19 protein-coding genes and 1 pseudogene are annotated in these 19711 nt (G+C 69.2%); 10 read left to right on the top strand and 10 right to left on the bottom strand.

Annotated elements, in window-relative coordinates:
• Positions 1–198: 198 nt before the first annotated feature.
• Together J2X34_RS13815 and J2X34_RS13810 are read left to right on the top strand one after the other, a co-directional pair.
• Positions 199–2112 (top strand): propionyl-CoA synthetase, encoded by a 1914-nt coding sequence (locus J2X34_RS13815; RefSeq protein ID WP_114722945.1) that lies wholly within the window; start codon positions 199–201, stop codon positions 2110–2112.
• Positions 2113–2350: 238 nt separating this feature from the next.
• Positions 2351–3187, top strand: a complete 837-nt coding sequence (locus tag J2X34_RS13810; protein WP_429517791.1) for a hypothetical protein — start codon at positions 2351–2353, stop codon at positions 3185–3187.
• 16 nt (positions 3188–3203) lie between these two features.
• Here J2X34_RS13810 and J2X34_RS13805 read toward each other — a convergent pair whose 3' ends face one another.
• The 4 genes from J2X34_RS13805 to J2X34_RS13790 form a co-directional block, all read right to left on the bottom strand.
• Positions 3204–4400, bottom strand: coding sequence for an NADH:flavin oxidoreductase (locus J2X34_RS13805; RefSeq protein WP_429517789.1), 1197 nt, complete (start codon positions 4398–4400; stop codon positions 3204–3206).
• Between the two features lie 89 nt (positions 4401–4489).
• On the bottom strand, positions 4490–5821 hold the full coding sequence (locus J2X34_RS13800; protein ID WP_114722943.1) for a cryptochrome/photolyase family protein: 1332 nt from the start codon (positions 5819–5821) through the stop codon (positions 4490–4492).
• Positions 5822–5868: 47 nt separating this feature from the next.
• A complete protein-coding gene (locus tag J2X34_RS13795) occupies positions 5869–6729 on the bottom strand; it encodes a cytochrome c biogenesis CcdA family protein (protein ID WP_114722942.1) in 861 nt (286 codons plus the stop codon).
• Positions 6726–7457 carry a DsbA family protein gene (locus J2X34_RS13790; RefSeq protein ID WP_429517787.1) on the bottom strand — a complete coding sequence of 244 codons (732 nt, stop codon included), beginning with the start codon at positions 7455–7457 and terminating at the stop codon, positions 6726–6728. Before J2X34_RS13790 ends, J2X34_RS13795 begins: the two co-directional genes overlap by 4 nt.
• Before the next feature lie 141 nt (positions 7458–7598).
• Between J2X34_RS13790 and J2X34_RS13785 the strand changes: the two genes are divergently transcribed.
• A complete protein-coding gene (locus J2X34_RS13785; RefSeq protein ID WP_429517785.1) occupies positions 7599–8126 on the top strand; it encodes a hypothetical protein in 528 nt (175 codons plus the stop codon).
• Here J2X34_RS13785 and J2X34_RS13780 read toward each other — a convergent pair.
• The 3 genes from J2X34_RS13780 to J2X34_RS13770 are packed head-to-tail and all read right to left on the bottom strand — an operon-like array spanning position 8027 to position 10013.
• Positions 8027–8980 carry a M56 family metallopeptidase gene (locus J2X34_RS13780; RefSeq protein WP_429517783.1) on the bottom strand — a complete coding sequence of 318 codons (954 nt, stop codon included), beginning with the start codon at positions 8978–8980 and terminating at the stop codon, positions 8027–8029. The genes J2X34_RS13785 and J2X34_RS13780 overlap by 100 nt on opposite strands.
• Positions 8977–9351 (bottom strand): BlaI/MecI/CopY family transcriptional regulator, encoded by a 375-nt coding sequence (locus tag J2X34_RS13775; RefSeq protein ID WP_429517885.1) that lies wholly within the window; start codon positions 9349–9351, stop codon positions 8977–8979. The genes J2X34_RS13780 and J2X34_RS13775 overlap by 4 nt, the downstream gene beginning before the upstream one ends.
• Positions 9351–10013: a GntR family transcriptional regulator gene (locus tag J2X34_RS13770; RefSeq protein WP_114722938.1), complete on the bottom strand. Its 663-nt coding sequence runs from the start codon at positions 10011–10013 to the stop codon at positions 9351–9353. The genes J2X34_RS13775 and J2X34_RS13770 overlap by 1 nt, the downstream gene beginning before the upstream one ends.
• Positions 10014–10125: 112 nt before the next feature.
• Here J2X34_RS13770 and J2X34_RS13765 point away from each other — a divergent pair, with 112 nt between their 5' ends.
• The 7 genes from J2X34_RS13765 to J2X34_RS13735 all read left to right on the top strand — a co-directional run bounded on the left by J2X34_RS13765 (position 10126) and on the right by J2X34_RS13735 (position 17554).
• Positions 10126–10971 carry a fumarylacetoacetate hydrolase family protein gene (locus J2X34_RS13765; protein ID WP_429517881.1) on the top strand — a complete coding sequence of 282 codons (846 nt, stop codon included), beginning with the start codon at positions 10126–10128 and terminating at the stop codon, positions 10969–10971.
• A gap of 56 nt (positions 10972–11027) precedes the next feature.
• The gene (locus tag J2X34_RS13760) at positions 11028–11480 is read left to right on the top strand and encodes a MarR family winged helix-turn-helix transcriptional regulator (RefSeq protein WP_254622816.1); all 453 of its coding nucleotides are present in this window, start codon (positions 11028–11030) and stop codon (positions 11478–11480) included.
• Between the two features lie 5 nt (positions 11481–11485).
• The gene (locus J2X34_RS13755; protein ID WP_114723010.1) at positions 11486–12223 is read left to right on the top strand and encodes a response regulator transcription factor; all 738 of its coding nucleotides are present in this window, start codon (positions 11486–11488) and stop codon (positions 12221–12223) included.
• Entirely contained in the window at positions 12220–13527 is a 1308-nt protein-coding gene (locus J2X34_RS13750) for a sensor histidine kinase (protein ID WP_114722937.1), read from the top strand. Before J2X34_RS13755 ends, J2X34_RS13750 begins: the two co-directional genes overlap by 4 nt.
• Positions 13517–15910, top strand: coding sequence for a flippase-like domain-containing protein (locus J2X34_RS13745; RefSeq protein WP_429517779.1), 2394 nt, complete (start codon positions 13517–13519; stop codon positions 15908–15910). Before J2X34_RS13750 ends, J2X34_RS13745 begins: the two co-directional genes overlap by 11 nt.
• A gap of 154 nt (positions 15911–16064) precedes the next feature.
• Entirely contained in the window at positions 16065–17147 is a 1083-nt protein-coding gene (locus J2X34_RS13740) for an alpha/beta hydrolase (protein WP_114722935.1), read from the top strand.
• 155 nt (positions 17148–17302) lie between these two features.
• Positions 17303–17554 (top strand): nitroreductase/quinone reductase family protein, encoded by a 252-nt coding sequence (locus J2X34_RS13735; protein ID WP_429517777.1) that lies wholly within the window; start codon positions 17303–17305, stop codon positions 17552–17554.
• Positions 17555–17630: 76 nt separating this feature from the next.
• Here the strand turns inward: J2X34_RS13735 and J2X34_RS13730 are convergent, their stop codons facing one another.
• The 3 genes and pseudogenes from J2X34_RS13730 to J2X34_RS13720 form a co-directional block, all read right to left on the bottom strand.
• Positions 17631–18011, bottom strand: a complete 381-nt coding sequence (locus tag J2X34_RS13730; protein WP_254622950.1) for an FKBP-type peptidyl-prolyl cis-trans isomerase — start codon at positions 18009–18011, stop codon at positions 17631–17633.
• A pseudogene (locus tag J2X34_RS13725) lies at positions 18000–18356 on the bottom strand (FKBP-type peptidyl-prolyl cis-trans isomerase); the annotation flags it as partial. The pseudogene J2X34_RS13725 and the gene J2X34_RS13730, both read right to left, overlap by 12 nt.
• A gap of 38 nt (positions 18357–18394) precedes the next feature.
• Positions 18395–19693, bottom strand: a complete 1299-nt coding sequence (locus tag J2X34_RS13720) for a citrate synthase (RefSeq protein WP_114722932.1) — start codon at positions 19691–19693, stop codon at positions 18395–18397.
• Positions 19694–19711 lie beyond the last annotated feature (18 nt).

Genomic DNA, 19711 nt, shown 5'->3' with positions numbered 1-19711 from the left:
ACCGACCTGCGCGCGCACTACCGGAGCCTGCGCCGACGGCGACTCGGACAACCGTCCATGCCGTTCACCGACCGTTCCCCACCGTCCGGCGCACGCCGAACCCACGGAGGGCGGACCGACACGTCGAACGACCACCGGTCGAATAATGTGTTGTGTGCATCACAGATGCGTGGTCAGTTACCGAGAGGACACGAATCGATGAGCCCAGCCGAGCACGCAACAGGCGCGTACGCCGAGGCCTTCCGCCAGAGCGTGGAGCAGCCGGAGAAGTTCTGGCTCGCCGCCGCCGACACCGTCGAGTGGGACGCCGCGCCGACCCGTGCCCTCGACGACTCGAACGCGCCCGCGTACCGCTGGTTCCCGGACGCCGCCCTCAACACGTGCTTCAACGCGCTCGACCGGCACGTGCGCGACGGCCGCGGCGACCAGGCCGCTCTGATCTACGACTCGGCCATGGTTCCGGCCCAGCGCACGTACACCTATGCCGAACTGCTGGCGGAGGTCGCGCGCTTCGCGGGTGTGCTCGCCGAGCAGGGTGTCGTCGCCGGCGACCGCGTCATCATCTACATGCCGATGATCCCCGAGGCCGCGATCGCGATGCTGGCGTGCGCGCGCATCGGCGCCGTCCACTCGGTCGTGTTCGGCGGCTTCGCCGCGAAGGAGCTCGCCACCCGCATCGACGACGCCCAGCCCGTCGTGCTGGTCACCGCCTCGGGCGGCCTCGAACCCGGCCGCACCATCGAGTACCTGCCGATGGTCGATCAGGCGCTGGGGATGTCGGCGCACCCGCCGCACACCGTCATCGTCAAGAACCGCGAGACGATCCCCGGCTCGGCCGCCGACTACCGCGACCGCGGCGCGGCGTGGTTCGACTGGGACGAACTTGCCGCCGACGCAACCGATGCCGCGCCGGTCTCCGTTGCGGCCACGGACCCGCTGTACATCCTCTACACCTCCGGCACCACCGGAAAGCCCAAGGGCGTCGTCCGGGACAACGGTGGTCACGCCGTCGCGCTGACGTGGTCGATGCGCAACATCTACGACATCGGTCCCGGCCAGGTCATGTGGACCGCGTCCGACGTCGGCTGGGTCGTGGGCCACTCCTACATCGTCTACGCGCCGCTGCTCGCGGGTGCGACCACGGTGATGTACGAGGGCAAGCCCGTCGGCACGCCCGACGCCGGCGCGTTCTGGCGAGTCGTCCAGGAGCACAACGTCTCCGCGCTGTTCACTGCCCCCACCGCGATCCGCGCCATCCGCAAGGCCGACCCGGATGCGAACGAGCTTGCCAAGTACGACATCTCGTCGATGACGACGCTGTTCGCGGCCGGCGAGCGCCTCGACCCCGACACGTACGTGTGGGCCACCGAGAAGCTCGGTGTCCCGGTGATCGACCACTGGTGGCAGACCGAGACCGGCTGGGCGATCTGCGCGAACATGCGTGGGCTGGAACCGATGCCGATCAAGGCCGGCTCCCCCACCGTGCCCGTCCCCGGCTACCGGGTGGGCATCGTCGACGGCGAGGGCGCCCCCGTCTCGGCCGGCACCGAGGGCAACATCGTGATCGCCCTGCCGCTGCCCCCGGGCACCCTGGCCGGGCTGTGGCGCGACGAGGACCGGTACGTGAAGTCGTACCTGTCGACGTTCGACGGGTACTACCTCACGGGCGACTCCGGCTACATCGACGAGGACGGCTATGTCTTCGTCCTCGGCCGCAGCGACGACGTCATCAACGTTGCCGGGCACCGGCTTTCGACGGGCAGCATGGAGGCCGTGGTCGCCGGGCACCCGGCGGTTGCCGAGTGCGCCGTCATCGGCATCCACGACGAGCTCAAGGGCCAGCGCCCCAGCGGCTACGTCGTACTCAAGGCGGGTGTGGAGATCGACGACGAGGTGCTGCGCAAGGAACTGGTCGCGATGGTGCGCGAGCAGATCGGCGCCGTCGCCACGTTCCGCGACGTCACCGTCGTGCAGGCGCTGCCGAAGACCCGCTCCGGCAAGATCCTGCGCAAGACGATGCGCCAGATCGCCGACAACGCCGAGTACACCGTGCCGTCCACGATCGAGGATCCCTCGGTCCTCGAGGAGCTCGAGAAGCTGCTGCGCGGCTAGCAACCACCGTCGACGGAAAGGCTCCGCACCGCAAGGTGCGGAGCTTTTCCTATTTCGGATAAATGGGACCAGTCGAATCAATTCGACCAAACGACATATAAGTTCAATCACCCAAACCCGCAGGTCAGGACGTGCGGCATCCTTGACCATCACGGTACGATCACGGTAGGTTTACGAACAGGGTTTCACCCGATCCTCGATTCGACGCCACCGATTCGCATTTGCCCGAGGGGGAGAATTGTCCGCAGTCGCCACGCCGTCCGTCCACGCCCTCCTGCGTGATCTCGTCGCGAACAGCCCGCGGCGCCATTTCCTGCACGACACCGAGGGCGTGGAGCTGTCGAACCAGGGTGCCCTGCTGCGCGAATTCGTCGCGACGGTCCAGGCGTGCCTGGAGCGGGACCTCAACGCCCTCCGCGAGTCGGAACGCAAGGAGCGGTCCACCGATCCCGACTGGGCCGACGGACCGGGCATACGTTTGATCGCGTCGATCGCCCAGTACGACGAGATCCTGAACACGCTGCTCGACGCCGTCGCACCGTTCGAGGCCGGACGCATGACGACCGTGTGGACACTGCTCGGGTCGGCCGCCGAACGACTCCGCATCCTGGCTGCGCTGGAATCATCCGCGGGCGAGCGGGTGGCGGCGCAGCTCGCGGCCGCATCGGCGCGCGCCCGTGGCCGGCTCACCGCGGCGGCGTCCGAGAACGTCGACCTGGACCTCCCGGCCGCCTTGGTGTCCGCGGAGCTTGTTGCGACGGAAACCGATCCGCTGCCACTGCCCGGTCCGCACGCACCGGTCGCCGCGCTGGTCGAACTCGTCGAACTGGGCGCCGCCACCGCGCGTGACGGCGGCCCGCTGGATGTGCAGTCGCTGCACGCGTCGCCGCACGCCACCGACTACGTCCACCTGGCCACCGTCGGCGGCTACCAGTTCCATCTTGTGCTCGAGATCGTGCGCGAGGCCACCGACGCGTTGTGTTCCGTGGCCGACCTGCTGACACACGAGTCCGTCTGGAGCGAGTGGGCCACCGACGTCCGGGCGGCCGTCGAGTACGCGTGGGCGTGCATCTGACGGCTCGCCCGGCACGCTAGCGGCGGACGGGCACCGGATCGACCAGGACGCAGCGAGCACCCGAGAAGATCGTCGGCATGCACTTGTTGCAGTGGATGCACAGCGACCGGGTGCGCGACTCGGCCTCGATGCGGTTGATCAGGTCCGGCTCCCGCAGCAGCGCGCGGGCCATCGCGACGAACTCGAAGCCCTCGGCCATCGCGGTGTCCATGCCGGCCTTGTCGGTCACGCCGCCCAGCAGCACCAGCGGCATCTTCACCGCAGCCCGGATCTGCCGGGCCTCCTCGAGCATGAACAGCGGCTCGTACGGGTAGGTCTTGATGAACGCCTTGCCGACCATCTGCACGCCGAGCTTGATCGGCTGCGGCATCGCGTTGGCGAAGTCGCGGACCGGGGCGTCGCCCTTGAACAGGTACATCGGGTTCAGCAGCGAACTGCCCATGGTGAGTTCGAGGGCGTCGAGGCTGCCGTCGGCCTCGAGCCACTGGGCCACCTGGATCGCCTCGTCCACCCAGAAGCCGCCGGGCACGCCGTCGTCCATGTTGAGCTTGGCGAGGATCGCGATCCGGTCACCGACGGCCTCGCGTACGGCACGCGCAGTCTCCAGCACGATCCGCGCCCGGTTCTCGAGCGATCCGCCGTAGTTGTCCTTGCGCTTGTTCAGCTTGGGGCTCAGGAACGAACTCGCGAAGTAGTTGTGGCCGAAATGGATCTCGACGGCGTCGAAGCCGCCCTCGATCGCGAACTCGGCGGCGTCGGCGTGCGCCTGGGTGATCCGTGCGATGTCGGCGGCGGTCGCGGCGTGGATCTTCTTCATGCTCATGGGGTTGAACGACGTCGACGGTGCCAGCGCCGGCAGCCGGTTGGACTTCTCGTTCGCGACCGGACCGGCGTGCCCGATCTGCGCGGACGCCGCGGCGCCCTCGGCGTGGATGGCGTCGGTCAGCCTGCGTAGTCCCGGCACCACCTCGGGACGCATCCACAGCTGCCCGCGTTCGGTGCGCCCCTCGGGCTGCACGGCGCAGTACGCGACGGTGGTCATGCCGACACCGCCCGCGGCCGGCTGGCGATGGAACTCGATCAGCTCGTCCGTGACCAGTGCTTGCGGCGTCCGTCCCTCGAACGTCGCCGACTTGATGATGCGGTTGCGCAGCGTGATCGGGCCCAGCTTGGCCGGCGCGAACACGTCAGGAGGAGCGATCTGGGACACCATGAAACCTTCCGTCGAGGGGCGGGCCGAGGCTATACCGCAGCCAGCGGTCTCGAAAGTGGGGGTGTCCACCCAGTGGGACACCCGGGCGATCAGCCCAGTTCGCCGTAGCGCGCCAGCGCCTCGCGCCGCTCCTCGGCGTGGTCGACGACCTGGCCGGGATAGTCGTCGGGGCGCCCGGCCTTCAACGCGTGCACCGCCTTGCCCTCGACGCCGCGCAGTTCGGGCACCCACCGCCGCACGTACTCGCCCGTCGGATCGAACTTCTCGCCCTGGCTGATCGGGTTGAACACCCGGAAGTACGGGGCCGCGTCGGTGCCGGACCCGGCGGTCCACTGCCAGCCGTGCTGATTCGACGCCAGATCGCCGTCCACCAACTGCTGCATGAAGTACCGCGCGCCGCGCCACCAGGGCAGGTGCAGGTCCTTGACGAGGAACGACGCCACGATCATCCGCACCCGGTTGTGCATCCACCCCTCGACGGCCAACTGCCGCATGCCGGCGTCGACGATCGGGTACCCGGTGCGGCCCGCGCACCACGCATCGAACAAGGCGTCGGCGTCGAGTCCGGCGTCCTGCCGGATCACATCGAACCTGCGGTCGTAGTTGCGGCGTGCGCTGTCGGGACGCTGGAACAGGATGTCCGCGTAGAAGTCTCGCCACGCGAGCTGGCGCCGGTACTGCTCGGCGCCGCGACTGCGCCGGCGCGCCAGATCCGCGAGCATGGTGCGCGGGTGGATGTTGCCGAACTTGAGGTACACCGACATCCGGCTGGTGGTGTCGAGGTCCGGGCGGTCGCGTTCGTGGTCGTAGCGGATCAGGTCGTCGTCGCAGAACTCCCGCCACCGCGTCAGTGCCGCGCTCTCGCCCGCCTCGAGGCCCGGCTCCGACGGTGCCGGAATCGCCACTCGATCACGCAGCCCGCCAACGTCATCCGGGTCGATCCACGCGACGGTGTCCACGCCGGTCTGCGCGGGCCCGCGCCAGCCGTGGTCGAGCCACCGCTTGAACCACGGCGTGAACACCTTGTACGGGGTGCCGTCGTCCTTGGTCACCCGGCCCGGCGCGATCGCGTACGGCGAGCCCGTGGCCACCAACTCGACCTGCTCGGCCACCGCCGCGTCGCGCTCCCGTCCGTACGGCCCGTAGTCGGCGCTGACGTGCACCTCCCGCGCACCAACGGCTTTCGCGACCCGAGGGACCACCTCGGCAGGATCGCCGCGCATCACCAGCAGACGCCCGTCCATCCGCTCGTCGAGCGCGACGAGGCTGCGGCACAGGAAGTCTCGACGGGGACCGCCGGACGGACCGAGCAGCCGGTCGTCGAGGACGAACAACCCCAACGCCCGCTCCCCCGCCGAACTCAACGTCGGCAGGTCCGCCAGTCGCAGATCGCGCCGAAACCACACAAGAGACTCGGCCACGTCGTCCTCTCCGTCGATGGTGCATGCGGTGCGCCACCCACGGTAGTTCAGCCGCCCTGGCCCGGATCCGGCTCCGACGCCGCGGACTCGGATCGGCGCCGACGCACCACCCGCACCGCCACCACCGTGAACAGCACCAGCACGAGCGCCAGCAGGATCCCCGTGTCGGAGACGTTCCGGGCCCATTCACTCAACGTGACCTGGAGCGAGAACTGGTCGTCCACGCCCATCACACTGCCGAGGTTCGCCGTCCCGTCCGTGACGAGAAAGAGGGCCCCGAGCGCCACGAACAGCAGGCCCGACACCAGCGACGTCGTGTGTAGACGCACCGGGCCGAGCGCGATCTGCTTGCCCCGCAACCACTGACGCCGTCCCAGATCGAATCGATCCCAGAGCAACGCCAGCACGAAGAGCGGCACGGTCATCCCGAGCGCGTAGACGGCCATCAGCAGTCCGCCGTAGCCGGCACCGCCCCCGGCCACCGCGATCGTGAGAACGCTGCCGAGCAGGGGCCCGGAACAGAACCCGGCGAACCCGTAGACCGCTCCGAGCGCGAACACCGACACGGTCCCGGAGATGCGGACGGATCCCGCCGCGCGTTGCGCGGGAGCGAACGCGAATCCCCGGCCGAACACCGTCATCACACCGAGCGCGATCAGCACCAGACCGCTGACCGTCGTCACCGTCTCGCGGTGCTGGGTCAGCAACGATCCCATCGCCCCGAGACCGGCGCCGAGCGGCACCAGCACCACCGCGAGGCCGACGTAGAACACCGCGGTCCGGGCTGCGAGCCGTCCCACACCGTCGAAGGCGTAGGCGAAGAAGGACGGCAGTAGCAACGCCGAACAGGGACTTACCAGTGAGAGCAGACCGCCCAACAGCGCACCGAGCAGTCCGATGTCGGTCACGGCAGTTGCCCACCGGTCTTCGCGATCAACTGCTCGAAGACCGACAGCGGCTGGGCGCCGAGCACGGGATAGCCGTCGACCACGAACGACGGTGTGCTCGACACTCCGATCATGTTGGCCTCCATGACGTCCGACGCGATCTCGGTGTCCACCGAGGTGTCCGCGGCGTCACGCGCGAAGCGATCCAGGTCCGGCACACCGGCCTGTTCCGCGAACCCCCGAAGTGCGGCCTGGTCGAAGGTCGGATGTCCGCGATCCGGCGCGGCGGCGTAGAGAGCCGAGTTGAACTCCCAGAACTTGCCCTGCGCGGCCGCGGCCCTGCCGGCCCGCGCGGCGACCATCGACTCCTCTCCGAAGATCGGCAGGTCGCGCCATTCGATCCGCAGCTTTCCCGCCTCGACGTACTTGTCGACGAGCTGGGGTTCGGTGTCGTGACTGAACTTCGCGCAGAACGGGCAGCGATAGTCCGAGTACACGACCAGCACCACCGGAGCGTCGACCGGTCCGCGCGCCAACGGGTCGCCGTCCACCCGGCGGGCCATGTCGCCGACCGGCCCGATTCCGGCCTCGAGGCCTTCGGTGGCTGCCACCGCCGTCGAGGTCGGCTCGTCCGTGGTGCGCATCCGTTCCAGCACGAGAACCCCGGCCAGTACGAGCGCGACGACGCCGAGCGCTCCGAGCAGCCATACGTCCCGCCTGATCCCGAAGAGCTTGCTCCGCGACGCCATCCGTCCTCCGTTCGTTCCATGCACACTCGCCCACGACCACTATCGGCGATAGTACATGGAACTACTATCAGACTTAGTAGGTCTGAGACCTCCGTCGACGAAGGGGTTCCGCGCATCGTGACCGAAAATTCCAGCAGCGGAATGTATTTGATACACGGCCTCGCTGCGGGTCTCGTCACCGTCATCGTGGTGGGTGTCCCGACGGACATCATCGACACCCCGTTCTTCGGACGCGAGGTGCCCGTGCGCTGGTGGGAGCACCCGGTCCTCGCGGCCACCGCGGCCCTGACCGCCCTGTGGTTCGGCATCCGCCCCAGCCCCCAGGAACGCCGACCGACCGGCGCGGCGGCCGGAGTGATGCTCGCGGTGTTCGCCGTGGGCTGCCCGGTCTGCAACAAGATCGTCCTGCTCGCGCTCGGGACGAGCGGCGCCCTCGGGTTCTGGGCACCCTTGCAACCGGTGCTCGCGGTTCTCTCACTCGTCCTGCTGACGACGGCAGTCGTGCTGCGCCGGCGTCGGAGCCTGTGCGGACCCGCCTGCACCGCGCCGGCCGAGCGGTCCGGTACGGGTCAGCCGCCGAAGATCGCGCAGGAGGCCGCGAGCGCCGCGACCACGGCGGAGAACGTCGCCAGCACCGGCAGCGCCGACAGGGCGAGCGCGAGCGGATAGTGCAGGACCTGCGCTCCACGACGCGGCGCGCGCAGTCCCGAGAGCCACACCACCCGATCCTCGACGAAGCCCGCGGCCGACATCGCCGCCGGCCGAGGGTCCCGCGCCTCGCCGTGCCAACTCTCGAGCGCGGCGCACACCGCTCCCGAACCACACGACGCGGCGGCGTGACGGTCCGCGGACAACTCCACCAGCACACGAATCCACGTTGCCCCCACCCGCGCCACAGGGACGAACGGGACGGCAGCATTCAGTGCGCCTGCCCACGCCACCAGCAGGTGGTGACGCCCGGTCAGATGGGCGCGTTCGTGGGCCAGGACCGCCGCCCGGGCCGACGGATCGAGTTCGCGTACACCAGTTCCCAACACGATCGCCGGGGAGCGGCCGCCGATGCTGTACGCCGCGACGCCCTGCCCGACGAGGTGGAAGACGTCATCGCCGTCGGTCACGGTGGGCCGGCCCACCAGACGCAACACCGACGCGTGCTCCTCGGTGATTCGGCGATGGCGGAGCAGAGCCCGCGAGACGACGACCACGATCCGTCCGAGCACCAGCAGACCGGCGCCCCAGAGCGTTGCCTCGACCGCGGAAAACCAAGGAACAGTGCCGTTCCGGCGCAGGGAGTTGACACACGACAGCGTCGACGACGGCAGGAGGTGCCAGCGGTCCCCCGGCCGCACCCAGAGGACGAGGGGCACGGCCGCCACCACACCGACGAACAACGCCTGCGACGACAGCCAGGCCGCGAGGGCCACCCGTGGGTGCCGGTGGGGTGCCGCGAGCAGGCCGAGCCAGTGCGGCGCCGCGAACCCGAGCACCACCGCGGCGACCGTGAGGCCGATCGCGGCGATCACCCGACGCCACCCGGTCGGCGCGTCTGTGTATGCCGCGCGGCCCGACGCAGGATCCTCGACTCGTCCTCCGAGGCGGAGTTCGCGAAGTGCAGCATGACCTGCTCGGCGTCACCGCTCGACCGGAGCACCTGACGAACCAGATCGGCCGCGGTCTCCTCCCGGCTGCGGGTGGCGCGATACCGATAGGCCCGTCCGACGCGTTGCCGCGACGCCATGCCCTTGGTGTGCAGGTTGTCGAGGACGGTCATCACGGTGGTGTACGCGAGCGGCCGCGGCGACTGCAGTCGATCCATCACGTCCCGCACCCGCACCGATTCGTCCACGCTCCACAGCACGTCCATCACCGCGGTCTCGAGGTCGCCGAGCCCGATCACGCGTCCACCCCGGCGATCAGCAGCGCAGTCGTCGACTCGATGTGCCGTCGCAGTTCGTCCACCGCGCGGTCCACGTCCCGTTCGACGGCGGCCGCGGCGATCCGTCCGTGCTCGGCGTCGACGTCGCGTTTCTCGGACTCTGCACTGCGAACACTCCAGCAGCGGTACACCTCCGAGACGTCGCGCAGCGATTCGGCGATACGGACCAGGCGCCCGTTGGGACACGCGCGCAGGAGTGCGCCGTGGAAGTTGCCGTGCGCCGACAGCCACGCCTCGGCGACCCTGCCGTCCGCGTCCACGGCCGCCGTCCGCGCGAGGGTGTGCCGCGCCGCGAGCACCGCCGACTCCCATTCGACGTCGCCGTGCGCGATCGACTGCCGCAGCGCCTCGGATTCGACGAACACGCGGGTCTCGGTGAGCTCCAACAGGTCCGGTACGGACACCGGCACCACGCGGAAGCCGAGCTGCGCCTCGGAGACCGCGAGCCCCCGCTCGACGAGGCGGGGCAGGACTTCCCGCAGGACGCCGGTGCTCGCGTCGTAGCGGGCCTGCAACTGGCCGAACGCGAGCTTCTCCCCCGGCGCGAGCACACCTCCGAGGATGTCCGCTCGCAGCCGCGCGTGGATCTCGTCAGCGCGGGTTCCGCTCGCTCGTGCCATTCCGCAAGTACAGGACGATGCGAATCGAGAGTCAAGTTTCGAAATTATATTGCTTTTCCGATATTTCTCGGATCTACTGTCCACACCCGACCACAGACAGGACGTGACGACCGTGCGCATCGCCAACCTCTCCGGACGAGCAGTTCTCGTCGACGGACACCTGGCCGTCGACATCCACACCGCCAGCGCGGGACGCTTCGGCCCCGACCTGCCCGCCATCTACGCCGAGTGGGAGGCCTTCACGACGTGGGCGGCCGCCGACACCACCACGGTCACCACCTCCGGCGCCCCGTTCGAGGTCCGCGACCTCGGCGCCCCATCTCCGGCGCCGAGTCAGGTGTTCGCGATCGGCCTCAACTACCGGGACCACGCGGCGGAGACGGGCCTCGACGCGCCGGACGCGCCGCCCACCTTCACCAAGTTCGCGAGCTGCCTCACCGGCCCCGAGACGGACCTGCGGCTGCCCACCGACACCGTCGACTGGGAGGTGGAACTGGTGGCCGTCATCGGCCGCGAGGCGACCGACGTGGCGGCGGCCGATGCGTGGGCACACGTCGCCGGGCTCACTGTCGGACAGGACTTCTCGGAGCGGACCTCCCAGATGACCGGCCCCGCACCGCAGTTCTCGCTGGCCAAGTCGCACCCCGGCTTCGGGCCGACCGGCCCGTGGCTGGTCACCCCGGACAAGTTCGCCGACCCGACCGACCTCGCGATCACGTGCGAGATCGACGGCGAGACGGTCCAGTCGGGCCGCACCTCGCAGATGATGTTCCCGGTCGCGGAGTTGATCGCGCACCTGTCGGCGGTGTGCACCCTGCGCCCCGGCGACATCGTGTTCACCGGCACCCCGGCCGGCGTGGGCGTGGGACGCAGCCCGCAGCGCTTCCTCGTCCCCGGCAACGTCGTCACCACTCGGATCGAGGGCATCGGCGCCCTGGTGCAGCGCTGCGTGCAGTGACCCGGCCGTCGGGCACGGTTCGTGAACAGTGTTCACAATGAATTAGCATCATCGCCGTGCCCGACACCCCCGACACTCGCGATGCGCTGGCTCGCGCCTACCTTCTGGCCGAGCACCTGTCGTCGTCGACGGCTGCAGGTATGCGCACCTTCGGGCTGACGACGGCACGCACCCGCGCCCTGCTGTACGTCCTCGAGAATCCGCCGATGACGCAGCGCGACCTCGCGAGCGTCCTGCGCTGCAGCACCCGCCAGGTCACCGCCCTGGTCGACGCGCTCGAGAAGTCCGGTCACCTGCGGCGTGACCCCCATCCGACCGACCGCCGCGCCCACATCGTCGCCCTCACCGAGCGGGGACACACCGACGCCGCGCGGATCCGGGAACTGCGGCAGCAGGCCGCGCACGACCTTTTCGACGGTGTCCCCGCCGCGGATCTGGAGGCGTTCGTGCGCGTGGCGGACGTGCTCATCACGCACCGACACCTGCAGCCACCGGAATCGGACCGGTGACGATCATGCACGAATCGGACCCTCGTTCCAGGCACAATGCTCACGTGACCACACCCGCGACGGTCCTGGTCGTGGACGACGACCAGGATGTTCTCGCCTCACTCGAGCGTGGGCTGCGGCTGTCCGGATTCACCGTTCTCACCGCGGCCGACGGCGCGATCGCGCTGCGGGTGATCGCCGACGTCGAGCCCGACGCTCTCGTGCTCGACATGAACATGCCCGTGCTCGACGGCACCGGTGTCGTCACGGCACTGCGCGGCATGGGCAACGACATCCCGATCTGTGTACTCAGTGCCCGCAGCTCGGTCGACGACCGCATCGCGGGCCTCGAATCCGGTGCCGACGACTACCTCGTCAAACCGTTCGTCCTGGCCGAACTCGTCGCCCGGATCCGCGCGATGCTGCGGCGCCGCTCGGCCGCCGCCGGCCCCGGCACCGAGCCGCCGCTGACCGTCGGCCCCCTGTCCATCGACCTCTCGGGCCGCCGCGTGTGGCTCGACGACACCGAGATTCCGCTGACCAAGCGGGAATTCGAGCTGCTCGAGGTGCTGGCCCGCAACGCCGGCGTCGTGCTCAGCCGGGAACGGCTACTGGATCTGGTGTGGGGCTACGACTTCGTCGCCGACACCAACGTCGTCGACGTCTTCGTCGGCTACCTGCGGCGCAAGTTCGAAACCGACGGCACACCGAGGCTGCTGCACACGGTGCGCGGCGTGGGATTCGTTCTCCGGGAACCGGCGTGAGTCGCCCGCATTCGCTGCGCGCGCGGGTCGCGATGGCGACGGCACTGGGAGCGACGATCATCGTCGCCGCCGTCGGCGTCTACCTCGCGCTCGCGATCGCGCGGAACAACCTGCAGCAACTGGACCGACGCCTCGAGACCGCGTCGCGGGTGCTGGTCGTCAACGCGCCCGCCGCCGCACCGTTCCTCAACGTCCTCGGCGACGGCGGAGCGTTCGCGGTCACGATCCGGGCGGGCGACAAGGTCGTCTCCAGCACGTCGAGCCGGCTTCCCGCGCTCGACCTCGGGTCGCACACCGTCGACGTCGGCGGCACCCCGTTCCGAACCTTCACCGCCCCGCTCGGGCCCGAATCCACGGCGCTGCTGTCGGTGGCCGTTCCGCTCGCGGAGGCGCAGGATCCGACGACCGAACAACAGCAGCAGGTCGCGCTCGTGGGTGTGCTCGCGATCGTCGCCGCGGGCGGCCTCGGCTGGATCTTCGGCGGGCGGGCGGTGCGGCCCCTGGTCGAACTGACCCATCGGGTGAGCCGCCGCGACCGCGACCTCGCCACCGCCGCGTCCGGAGTCCGCGAGGCCGACGAACTGGCCGCGGCCGCCGGCGCGATGCTGCAGGATGTCTCCGATGCGCAGTCCCGCACCGCCGCCGCCCTCGACACCGCGCGCGACTTCGCAGCCGCCTCCGCACACGAACTGCGAACCCCGCTCACCGCGATGCGGACCGACCTCGAGGTGCTCGACACGCTCGATCTGTCCGACGACCAGCGCGCCGAGATCCTCGGCGACCTCATCCGCACCCAAGGTCGCGTCGAGGCGACCCTCACCGCGCTCGAGCGCCTCGCGTCGGGCGAACTGTCCAGCGAGAAGGACCATGTCGACACCGATCTGACGGAGCTGTGCGACCTCGCCGCCGAGGACGCACAGCGTCAGCACCCCGGCCTCACCGTGACGGTCGACGCCCCACCCGGTCTCGTGCTGCGAGGACTGCCGGCGGGACTGCGGCTGGCGCTCGACAACGCCATCGCCAACGCCGTCCGTCACGGCGGCGCGCGACACGTGTCGATCGGCGCAGGCCGGGACGCGCCGGGCACCGTCACCGTCACCGTCGACGACGACGGCACCGGCATTCCCGAGGAGGAACGAACCGAGGTGTTCGAACGCTTCCGACGCGGCAGCGGCGCCGCGAAGGGCGGGTCCGGACTGGGCCTCGCGTTGATAGCTCAGCAGGCCCACCTCCACGGGGGCCGGGCGCGATTCGAGGACAGCCCGCTCGGCGGCGTGCGACTGGTGGTGTCCCTTGCGAGTTGACGGGCGCGACATCCCGGTCACCGGCAGCCTCCTGCAGCCGTTGGTCCGGCGCACGAGCGACATCCTGCGGGTGGTCATCGCGCTGACCCTGCTCGGCGCGGTCATCGCCGGTTCGGTGATCACCCGCAGCGAATGGGACGCGCTCGAGACGTCGGTGTCCGACATCGTCGGCATCCTGTCGCCGGGGGTCTCGGACACCGTCTATCTCCTGTACGGGGTCGCGATCCTCGCGCTGCCGTTCGCGATCCTGATCCAGCTGATCGTCGGACGCCGCTGGAAGCTGCTGGCCGGCTACGCCGCGGCCGGGCTGATCGCGGGGCTCGCACTGTCGTTCACCGGGACCGGGCTGGCCGCGCCGCAGTGGCACCTCGACGTCTCGGACCGCCTCAACACGTTCCTGTCCCAGTTCCTCGACGACCCCCGCTGGATCGCGATGCTCGCGGCCGTCCTGACGGTGTCGGGGCCGTGGCTGCCGAAGCGGTGGCGGCGACTGTGGTGGGCGCTGCTGCTGGCGTTCGCGCCGATCCACCTGATCGTCAGCTCCATCGTGCCCGCGCGCTCGATGCTGGGGCTGGCGGTCGGCTACCTGGTCGGCGCCGTCATCGTCCTGGTGGTCGGCACGCCGGCGTTGGAGGTGCCGCTCGAGTCCGCGGTGGAATCGCTGGAGCGGCTCGGTCACCGCATCACCGCGTTCCGGGTGATCGCCCCGGCCGGCAGCGGTCCGCTGATCCTCGGCGCCTCGCGCGACGACGGAGAGCCCGAACTGATCGTCGAACTGTACGGACAGAATCAGCGCAGCCGCGGCGCGATCCGACAGGTCTCGCAGTGGCTGGCGCTGCGCAGCAGCGAGAGTGCACCGGTGCACGCGTCGCTCGCGCGGGCCGTCGAGCACCGCGCCCTGATGGGCATCGCGGTCGCCGATGCGGGCCTGGCGGCGTCCAAGCCGATCGCGGTGTCCGCCCTGGACCGGGGATGGCAGCTGTACGTGCACCCCGTCTCCCACGGCGCCCCCGTCGCGACGCTGGCCACCGATCACCCGGAACCCCGCGACACCCTGCTCGAGGTGATGTGGCGATCGCTCGGCGAACTCCACACCAACCAGATCACCCATGGAGACCTGCGGGCGAGCGAGATCCGGATCGAGGACGGCCGCGCCCTGTTCGACGGGTTCTCGTACGCCGAGCTCGGGCCGACCGAGGCACAGGTCCTCTCCGACATCGCGCAGATGCTGCTGACCACGGCAGCGTTGTTCGGCGTGGAACCGGCCGTGCGGGCCGCACTGGACGCTCAGGGCCGCGACCGGATCCTCGCCGCGTCGGGTCGGCTCACCAAGTCGGCGATGCCGTCGCGGCTGCGCAAACACGTCCCCGATTCGTCGGCGATGCTCTCGGCGATCCGCGACGAGGTGGGCCGGCAGACCGACATCGAGAAGATCGCGCCCGAACAGGTCACCCGCTTCACCCGGAACCAGATCATCCAGCTGGTGCTGCTGATCGGCCTGGTCTACGTCGCGTACCCGTTCATCAGCCAGGTCCCCACGTTCCTCACCGAACTGAAGACGGCGAACTGGTGGTGGGCACTGGCCGGGCTGGTGGTGTCGGCACTCACCTACGTCGGGGCGGCGGCGGCACTGTGGGCGTGCGCATCCGAGCTCGTGCGCTACCGGGACCTGCTGATCATGCAGGTGGCGAACACGTTCGCCGCCACCACCACCCCGGCCGGCGTCGGCGGGCTCGCACTGAGCGTGCGTTTCCTGCAGAAGGGCGGTCTCGGCACGGTCCGCGCCACGGCGGCCGTGGCGCTGCAGCAGACCGTGCAGGTGGTCACCCACATCGCGCTGCTGATCTTCTTCAGCGTGGCGGCCGGGCGCGACGCCGACCTGTCGCACTTCGTCCCCAAGGGCACGACGCTGTACCTCATCGCGGGCATCGCCCTCGGTGCGATCGGCACGTTCATGTTCATCCCGAAGGCGCGACGCTGGCTCAACGACGAGGTCCGCCCACAGCTCACCGAGGTGCTGGGGTCGCTGACCCAACTGGCCCGCAGCCCGGGCCGATTCCTGCTGATCGTGCTCGGCAGCGCGGGCACCACCCTCGGCGCCGCGCTCGCCCTGTGGGCCAGCGTCGAGGCGTTCGGCGGCGGCACCACGTTCGTCACCGTCACGATCGTCACGATGATCGGCGGCACCCTCGCCTCGGCTGCGCCGACGCCGGGCGGTGTCGGCGCCGTGGAAGCCGCACTCATCGGTGGCCTCACCGCTTTCGGGCTGCCCGTGGGGATCGCGGTACCGTCCGTACTGCTGTACCGCGTCCTGACGTGTTGGCTGCCGGTCTTCTGTGGCTGGCCGACCTTGCGTTGGTTGCAGAAAAACGACATGGTCTGATGGTTTGTGTCCGATAATTCTGGAACGTGTCGAGAACTTTCGGGCAACCCGTAGCAAATCGTGACGTAGACCCGATAGCGAAAGTGATATACACACGTCCAGAACCGTGGGAGCACAGCCGCGCTCCCCGGCCGACCACCGAAGGCGAGTAAGTATGCGTGTAACCAAGAAGTCCCGCCGGCTCAAAGCGTTGATCGGCGCCACGACGGCGACGGTCGCCGCACTTCCCGTGTTCTTGGGGGCCGGGGTGGCCACGGCCGCAGCGCCGGGAACCGACGCAGCCAAGGTCGAGGCGGCTGCCCAGTCGAACGGCGGCACCAAGCTGGTCTCCGCCAAGCAGGGCACGGGCAACAAGATGTCCCTGGTCGTCCGCTCCGAGTCGATGGGCCGGGACATCCCGCTCGAGGTGATCCGTCCGGCGGACACCTCCAAGCCGGCCCCCACGCTCTACCTGCTCAACGGCGCCGGTGGTGGCGAGGATTCGGCTTCGTGGCAGAAGCAGGCCGACATCGGCACGTTCTTCGCGGGCAAGCAGGTCAACGTCGTCACCCCGATGCAGGGTGCGTTCACCTACTACACCGACTGGCAGAAGGCGGATCCGTCTCTCCACGGCGCCAACAAGTGGGAGACCTTCCTCACCGAGGAACTCCCGCCGGTCATCGACTCGGCGCTCGGCACCACCGGTGTCAACACGCTCGCGGGCATCTCGACGTCGGGCACCTCGGTGTTCAACCTCGCGCTCAAGGACCCCCAGCTGTACAAGGCCGTCGGCGCGTACAGCGGCTGCGCGGACACCGCGACTCCGGTCGGCCAGACCTACATCCAGATCGTGATCGCGGCCCGCGGCGACGCCGACGCCGAGAACATGTGGGGCCCGGTCGGCAGCCCGGACTGGATTGCACACGACCCGATCATCAACATCGGCAAGCTCAAGGGCGGCCCCAAGCTGTACGTCTCCAACGCGTCCGGCCTGCCCGGCCCGCACGACACCCTCGACAGCCAGGGCATCAACGGCAACGTCGGGACGCTGGCCAACCAGGTCGTCGTCGGCGGCATCATCGAGGCTGCGACCAACGAGTGCACCCACCGACTGTTCAACGCGGTCAACGCCAACGGCATGGGCGAGCAGGCGTTCTTCGACTTCAAGCCGGCCGGCACCCACTCGTGGGGCTACTGGCGTGACGACCTGAACAACTCGTGGCCGATGCTGGCCGACGCCATGGGCACCCCGCGGTAGTCATCCGGCGGTAGCTTCACCACGCTGCGACAAGGGCGCTCCGGCTTCGGCCGGGGCGCCCTCTCTCGTCCCGCAGAGTCTCTCGTCCCGCAGAGTCCCGCGCGCGGCTCATACTGGTCGTGTCCCGTACCGACCCGGAACGAGGAGACGCAGCCATGACCTTCAGCCACCCACGTGGAACCCGGGGAGCACGCCCACCGCACGGACGCATGGTGCGCTGGGTCGACAAGTTCGCGATGGGCCGGGTCCGGCGCGGCGGCAGGTTCATGAACCTGGCCGCCCACCTCCACGACACCGAGCGCGACGACGCCTGGGCGACGATCACGGCGGCGGCGCCGCAGTTCACCGAATACGAACAGAAGACCGATCGTGAACTGCCGGTCATCGGGCTGACCCGCCGGTCCTGAGACGACCGAGCCCGGACACGACTCGGGCCCCGCACCGAGGAACGGTGCGGGGCCCGAGTTCTGTTGCTCTACAGGACTACTGGGTGCCCAGCAGGTCGATGACGAACACCAGCGTCTTGCCCGACAGCTGGTGACCGGCACCGGCCGGACCGTACGCGAGCTCCGGCGGAACCGTGAGCTTGCGGCGACCGCCGACCTTCATGCCGGGGATGCCTTCCTGCCAGCCCGGGATGAGCCGGTTCAGCGGGAACGCGACGGACTCCCCGCGCAGGAACGACGAGTCGAACACCTCGTTCGTGTCGTACTCGACGCCGTGGTAGTGGACATCGACGACGCCGCCGGGCTGAGCCTCCGCGCCGTCACCGACCTCGATGTCCTCGATGACCAGCTCGGCCGGGGCCGGGCCGGTGGCCGGCTCGATCTCGGGAGCGGGCGGCGGGACGACGACGTCGAGCAGGTCGATGACGAACACCAACGTCTTGCCCGACAGCTGGTGGCCGCCGCCGGCCGGACCGTACGCGAGCTCCGGCGGGATCGTCAGCTGACGCCGACCACCCACGCGCATGCCCGGGATGCCCTCCTGCCATCCGGCGATGAGGCCGGCGAGCGGGAAGGTGATGGATTCGCCACGGCTCCACGAGGAGTCGAACTCCTCGCCGGAGTCGAACTCGACGCCGAGGTAGTGGACCTCCACCTTGGCGCCGGGGGTGGCCTCGGGGCCGTCACCGACGACAATGTCCTTGATGACGAGTTCGGTGGGCGCGGGGCCCTCCTGGAAATCGATCTCGGGCTTGGTGCTCATGGTGTGTTGTCCGATCAGTCGTAGTCGGGCAGGACGGGTCAGCGGCCCGACAGGTCCACGTAACCGCGCTGGGTGTAGCCGGTGTAGATCTGACGCGGGCGGCCGATCTTGGTGGCCGGATCCTCGTGCATCTCACGCCAGTGTGCGATCCAGCCGGGCAGGCGGCCGAGCGCGAAGAGCACCGTGAACATGCGCGTCGGGAAGCCCATCGCGCGGTAGATCAGGCCCGTGTAGAAGTCGACGTTCGGGTACAGCTTGCGCTCGACGAAGTAGTCGTCGGTGAGCGCCGTCTCCTCGAGGGTCATCGCGATCTCGAGCAGCTTGTCGTCACCGCCGAGCTTGCTGAGGATCGAGTGCGCGGTCTCCTTGACGATCGCGGCGCGCGGGTCGTAGTTGCGGTAGACGCGGTGACCGAAGCCCATGAGCTTCACGCCGTCTTCCTTGTTCTTGACCTTGCGCACGAAGTCCTTGGCGTCGCCGCCGTTGGCCTTGATCTCGTCGAGCATCTCGAGCACGGCCTGGTTGGCACCGCCGTGCAGCGGGCCCCACAGCGCGTTGATACCGGCGGAGACGGACGTGAACAGGTTGGCGTCCGACGAGCCGACCATGCGCACCGTCGACGTCGAGCAGTTCTGCTCGTGGTCGGCGTGCAGGATCAGCAGCATGTCGAGTGCCTTGGCGATCTCGGGATCGACCTCGTACGGCTCGGCCGGGAAGCCGAACGTCATGCGGAGGAAGTTCTCGACCAGGCTCAGCGAGTTGTCCGGGTACAGGAACGGCTGGCCGACGGACTTCTTGTACGCGTACGCCGCGATGGTGGGCAGCTTCGCGAGAAGTCGGATGGTGGACAGCTCGACCTGCTCCGGATCCTCCGGATCCAGCGAGTCCTGGTAGTACGCGGACAGCGCGTTGACGGCGCTCGAAAGCACCGGCATCGGATGCGCGTTGCGCGGGAAGCCGTCGAAGAACCGCTTGAGGTCCTCGTGCAGCAGCGTGTGTCGACGGATCTTGTCCGTGAACGACTCCAGCTGGGCTTCGGTGGGCAGCTCCCCGTAGATCAGCAGGTAGCTGACCTCGATGAACGTCGAGCGCTGCGCGAGCTCCTCGATGGGGTATCCGCGGTAGCGCAGAATGCCCTGTTCACCGTCGATGTAGGTAATAGCGGAACTGGTGGACGCGGTGTTCACGAAGCCCGGGTCGAGCGTCGTGTAACCCGTGTTGGCAAGGAGCTTGCCCAGCTCGATGCCGTCATTGCCTTCAGTCGCCTTGGCGATGGACATTGTGTGCTCGCCACCGGGGTAGCTGAGTGTGGGTTTGTTGTCATTCTCAGCGGGCACGGAAGGATCCCTCTCAAA

Origin of the sequence: Rhodococcus sp. BE178 (genome assembly GCF_050433545.1) — a bacterium.
Taxonomy (GTDB): Bacteria; Actinomycetota; Actinomycetes; order Mycobacteriales; family Mycobacteriaceae; genus Prescottella.
This window is presented reverse-complemented; position numbering and strand designations above follow the sequence as displayed.

Excerpts from the sequence above, each read along its gene's own strand:
- J2X34_RS13755 (WP_114723010.1), top strand. The coding sequence starts at position 11,486 with ATGCACGAATCGGACCCTCGTTCCAGGCACAATGCTCACGTGACCACA.
- J2X34_RS13770 (WP_114722938.1), bottom strand. The coding sequence starts at position 10,013 with ATGGCACGAGCGAGCGGAACCCGCGCTGACGAGATCCACGCGCGGCTG.
- J2X34_RS13740 (WP_114722935.1), top strand. The coding sequence starts at position 16,065 with ATGCGTGTAACCAAGAAGTCCCGCCGGCTCAAAGCGTTGATCGGCGCC.
- J2X34_RS13805 (WP_429517789.1), bottom strand. The coding sequence starts at position 4,400 with ATGGTGTCCCAGATCGCTCCTCCTGACGTGTTCGCGCCGGCCAAGCTG.
- J2X34_RS13785 (WP_429517785.1), top strand. The coding sequence starts at position 7,599 with ATGTATTTGATACACGGCCTCGCTGCGGGTCTCGTCACCGTCATCGTG.
- J2X34_RS13815 (WP_114722945.1), top strand. The coding sequence starts at position 199 with ATGAGCCCAGCCGAGCACGCAACAGGCGCGTACGCCGAGGCCTTCCGC.
- J2X34_RS13790 (WP_429517787.1), bottom strand. The coding sequence starts at position 7,457 with ATGGCGTCGCGGAGCAAGCTCTTCGGGATCAGGCGGGACGTATGGCTG.
- J2X34_RS13735 (WP_429517777.1), top strand. The coding sequence starts at position 17,303 with ATGACCTTCAGCCACCCACGTGGAACCCGGGGAGCACGCCCACCGCAC.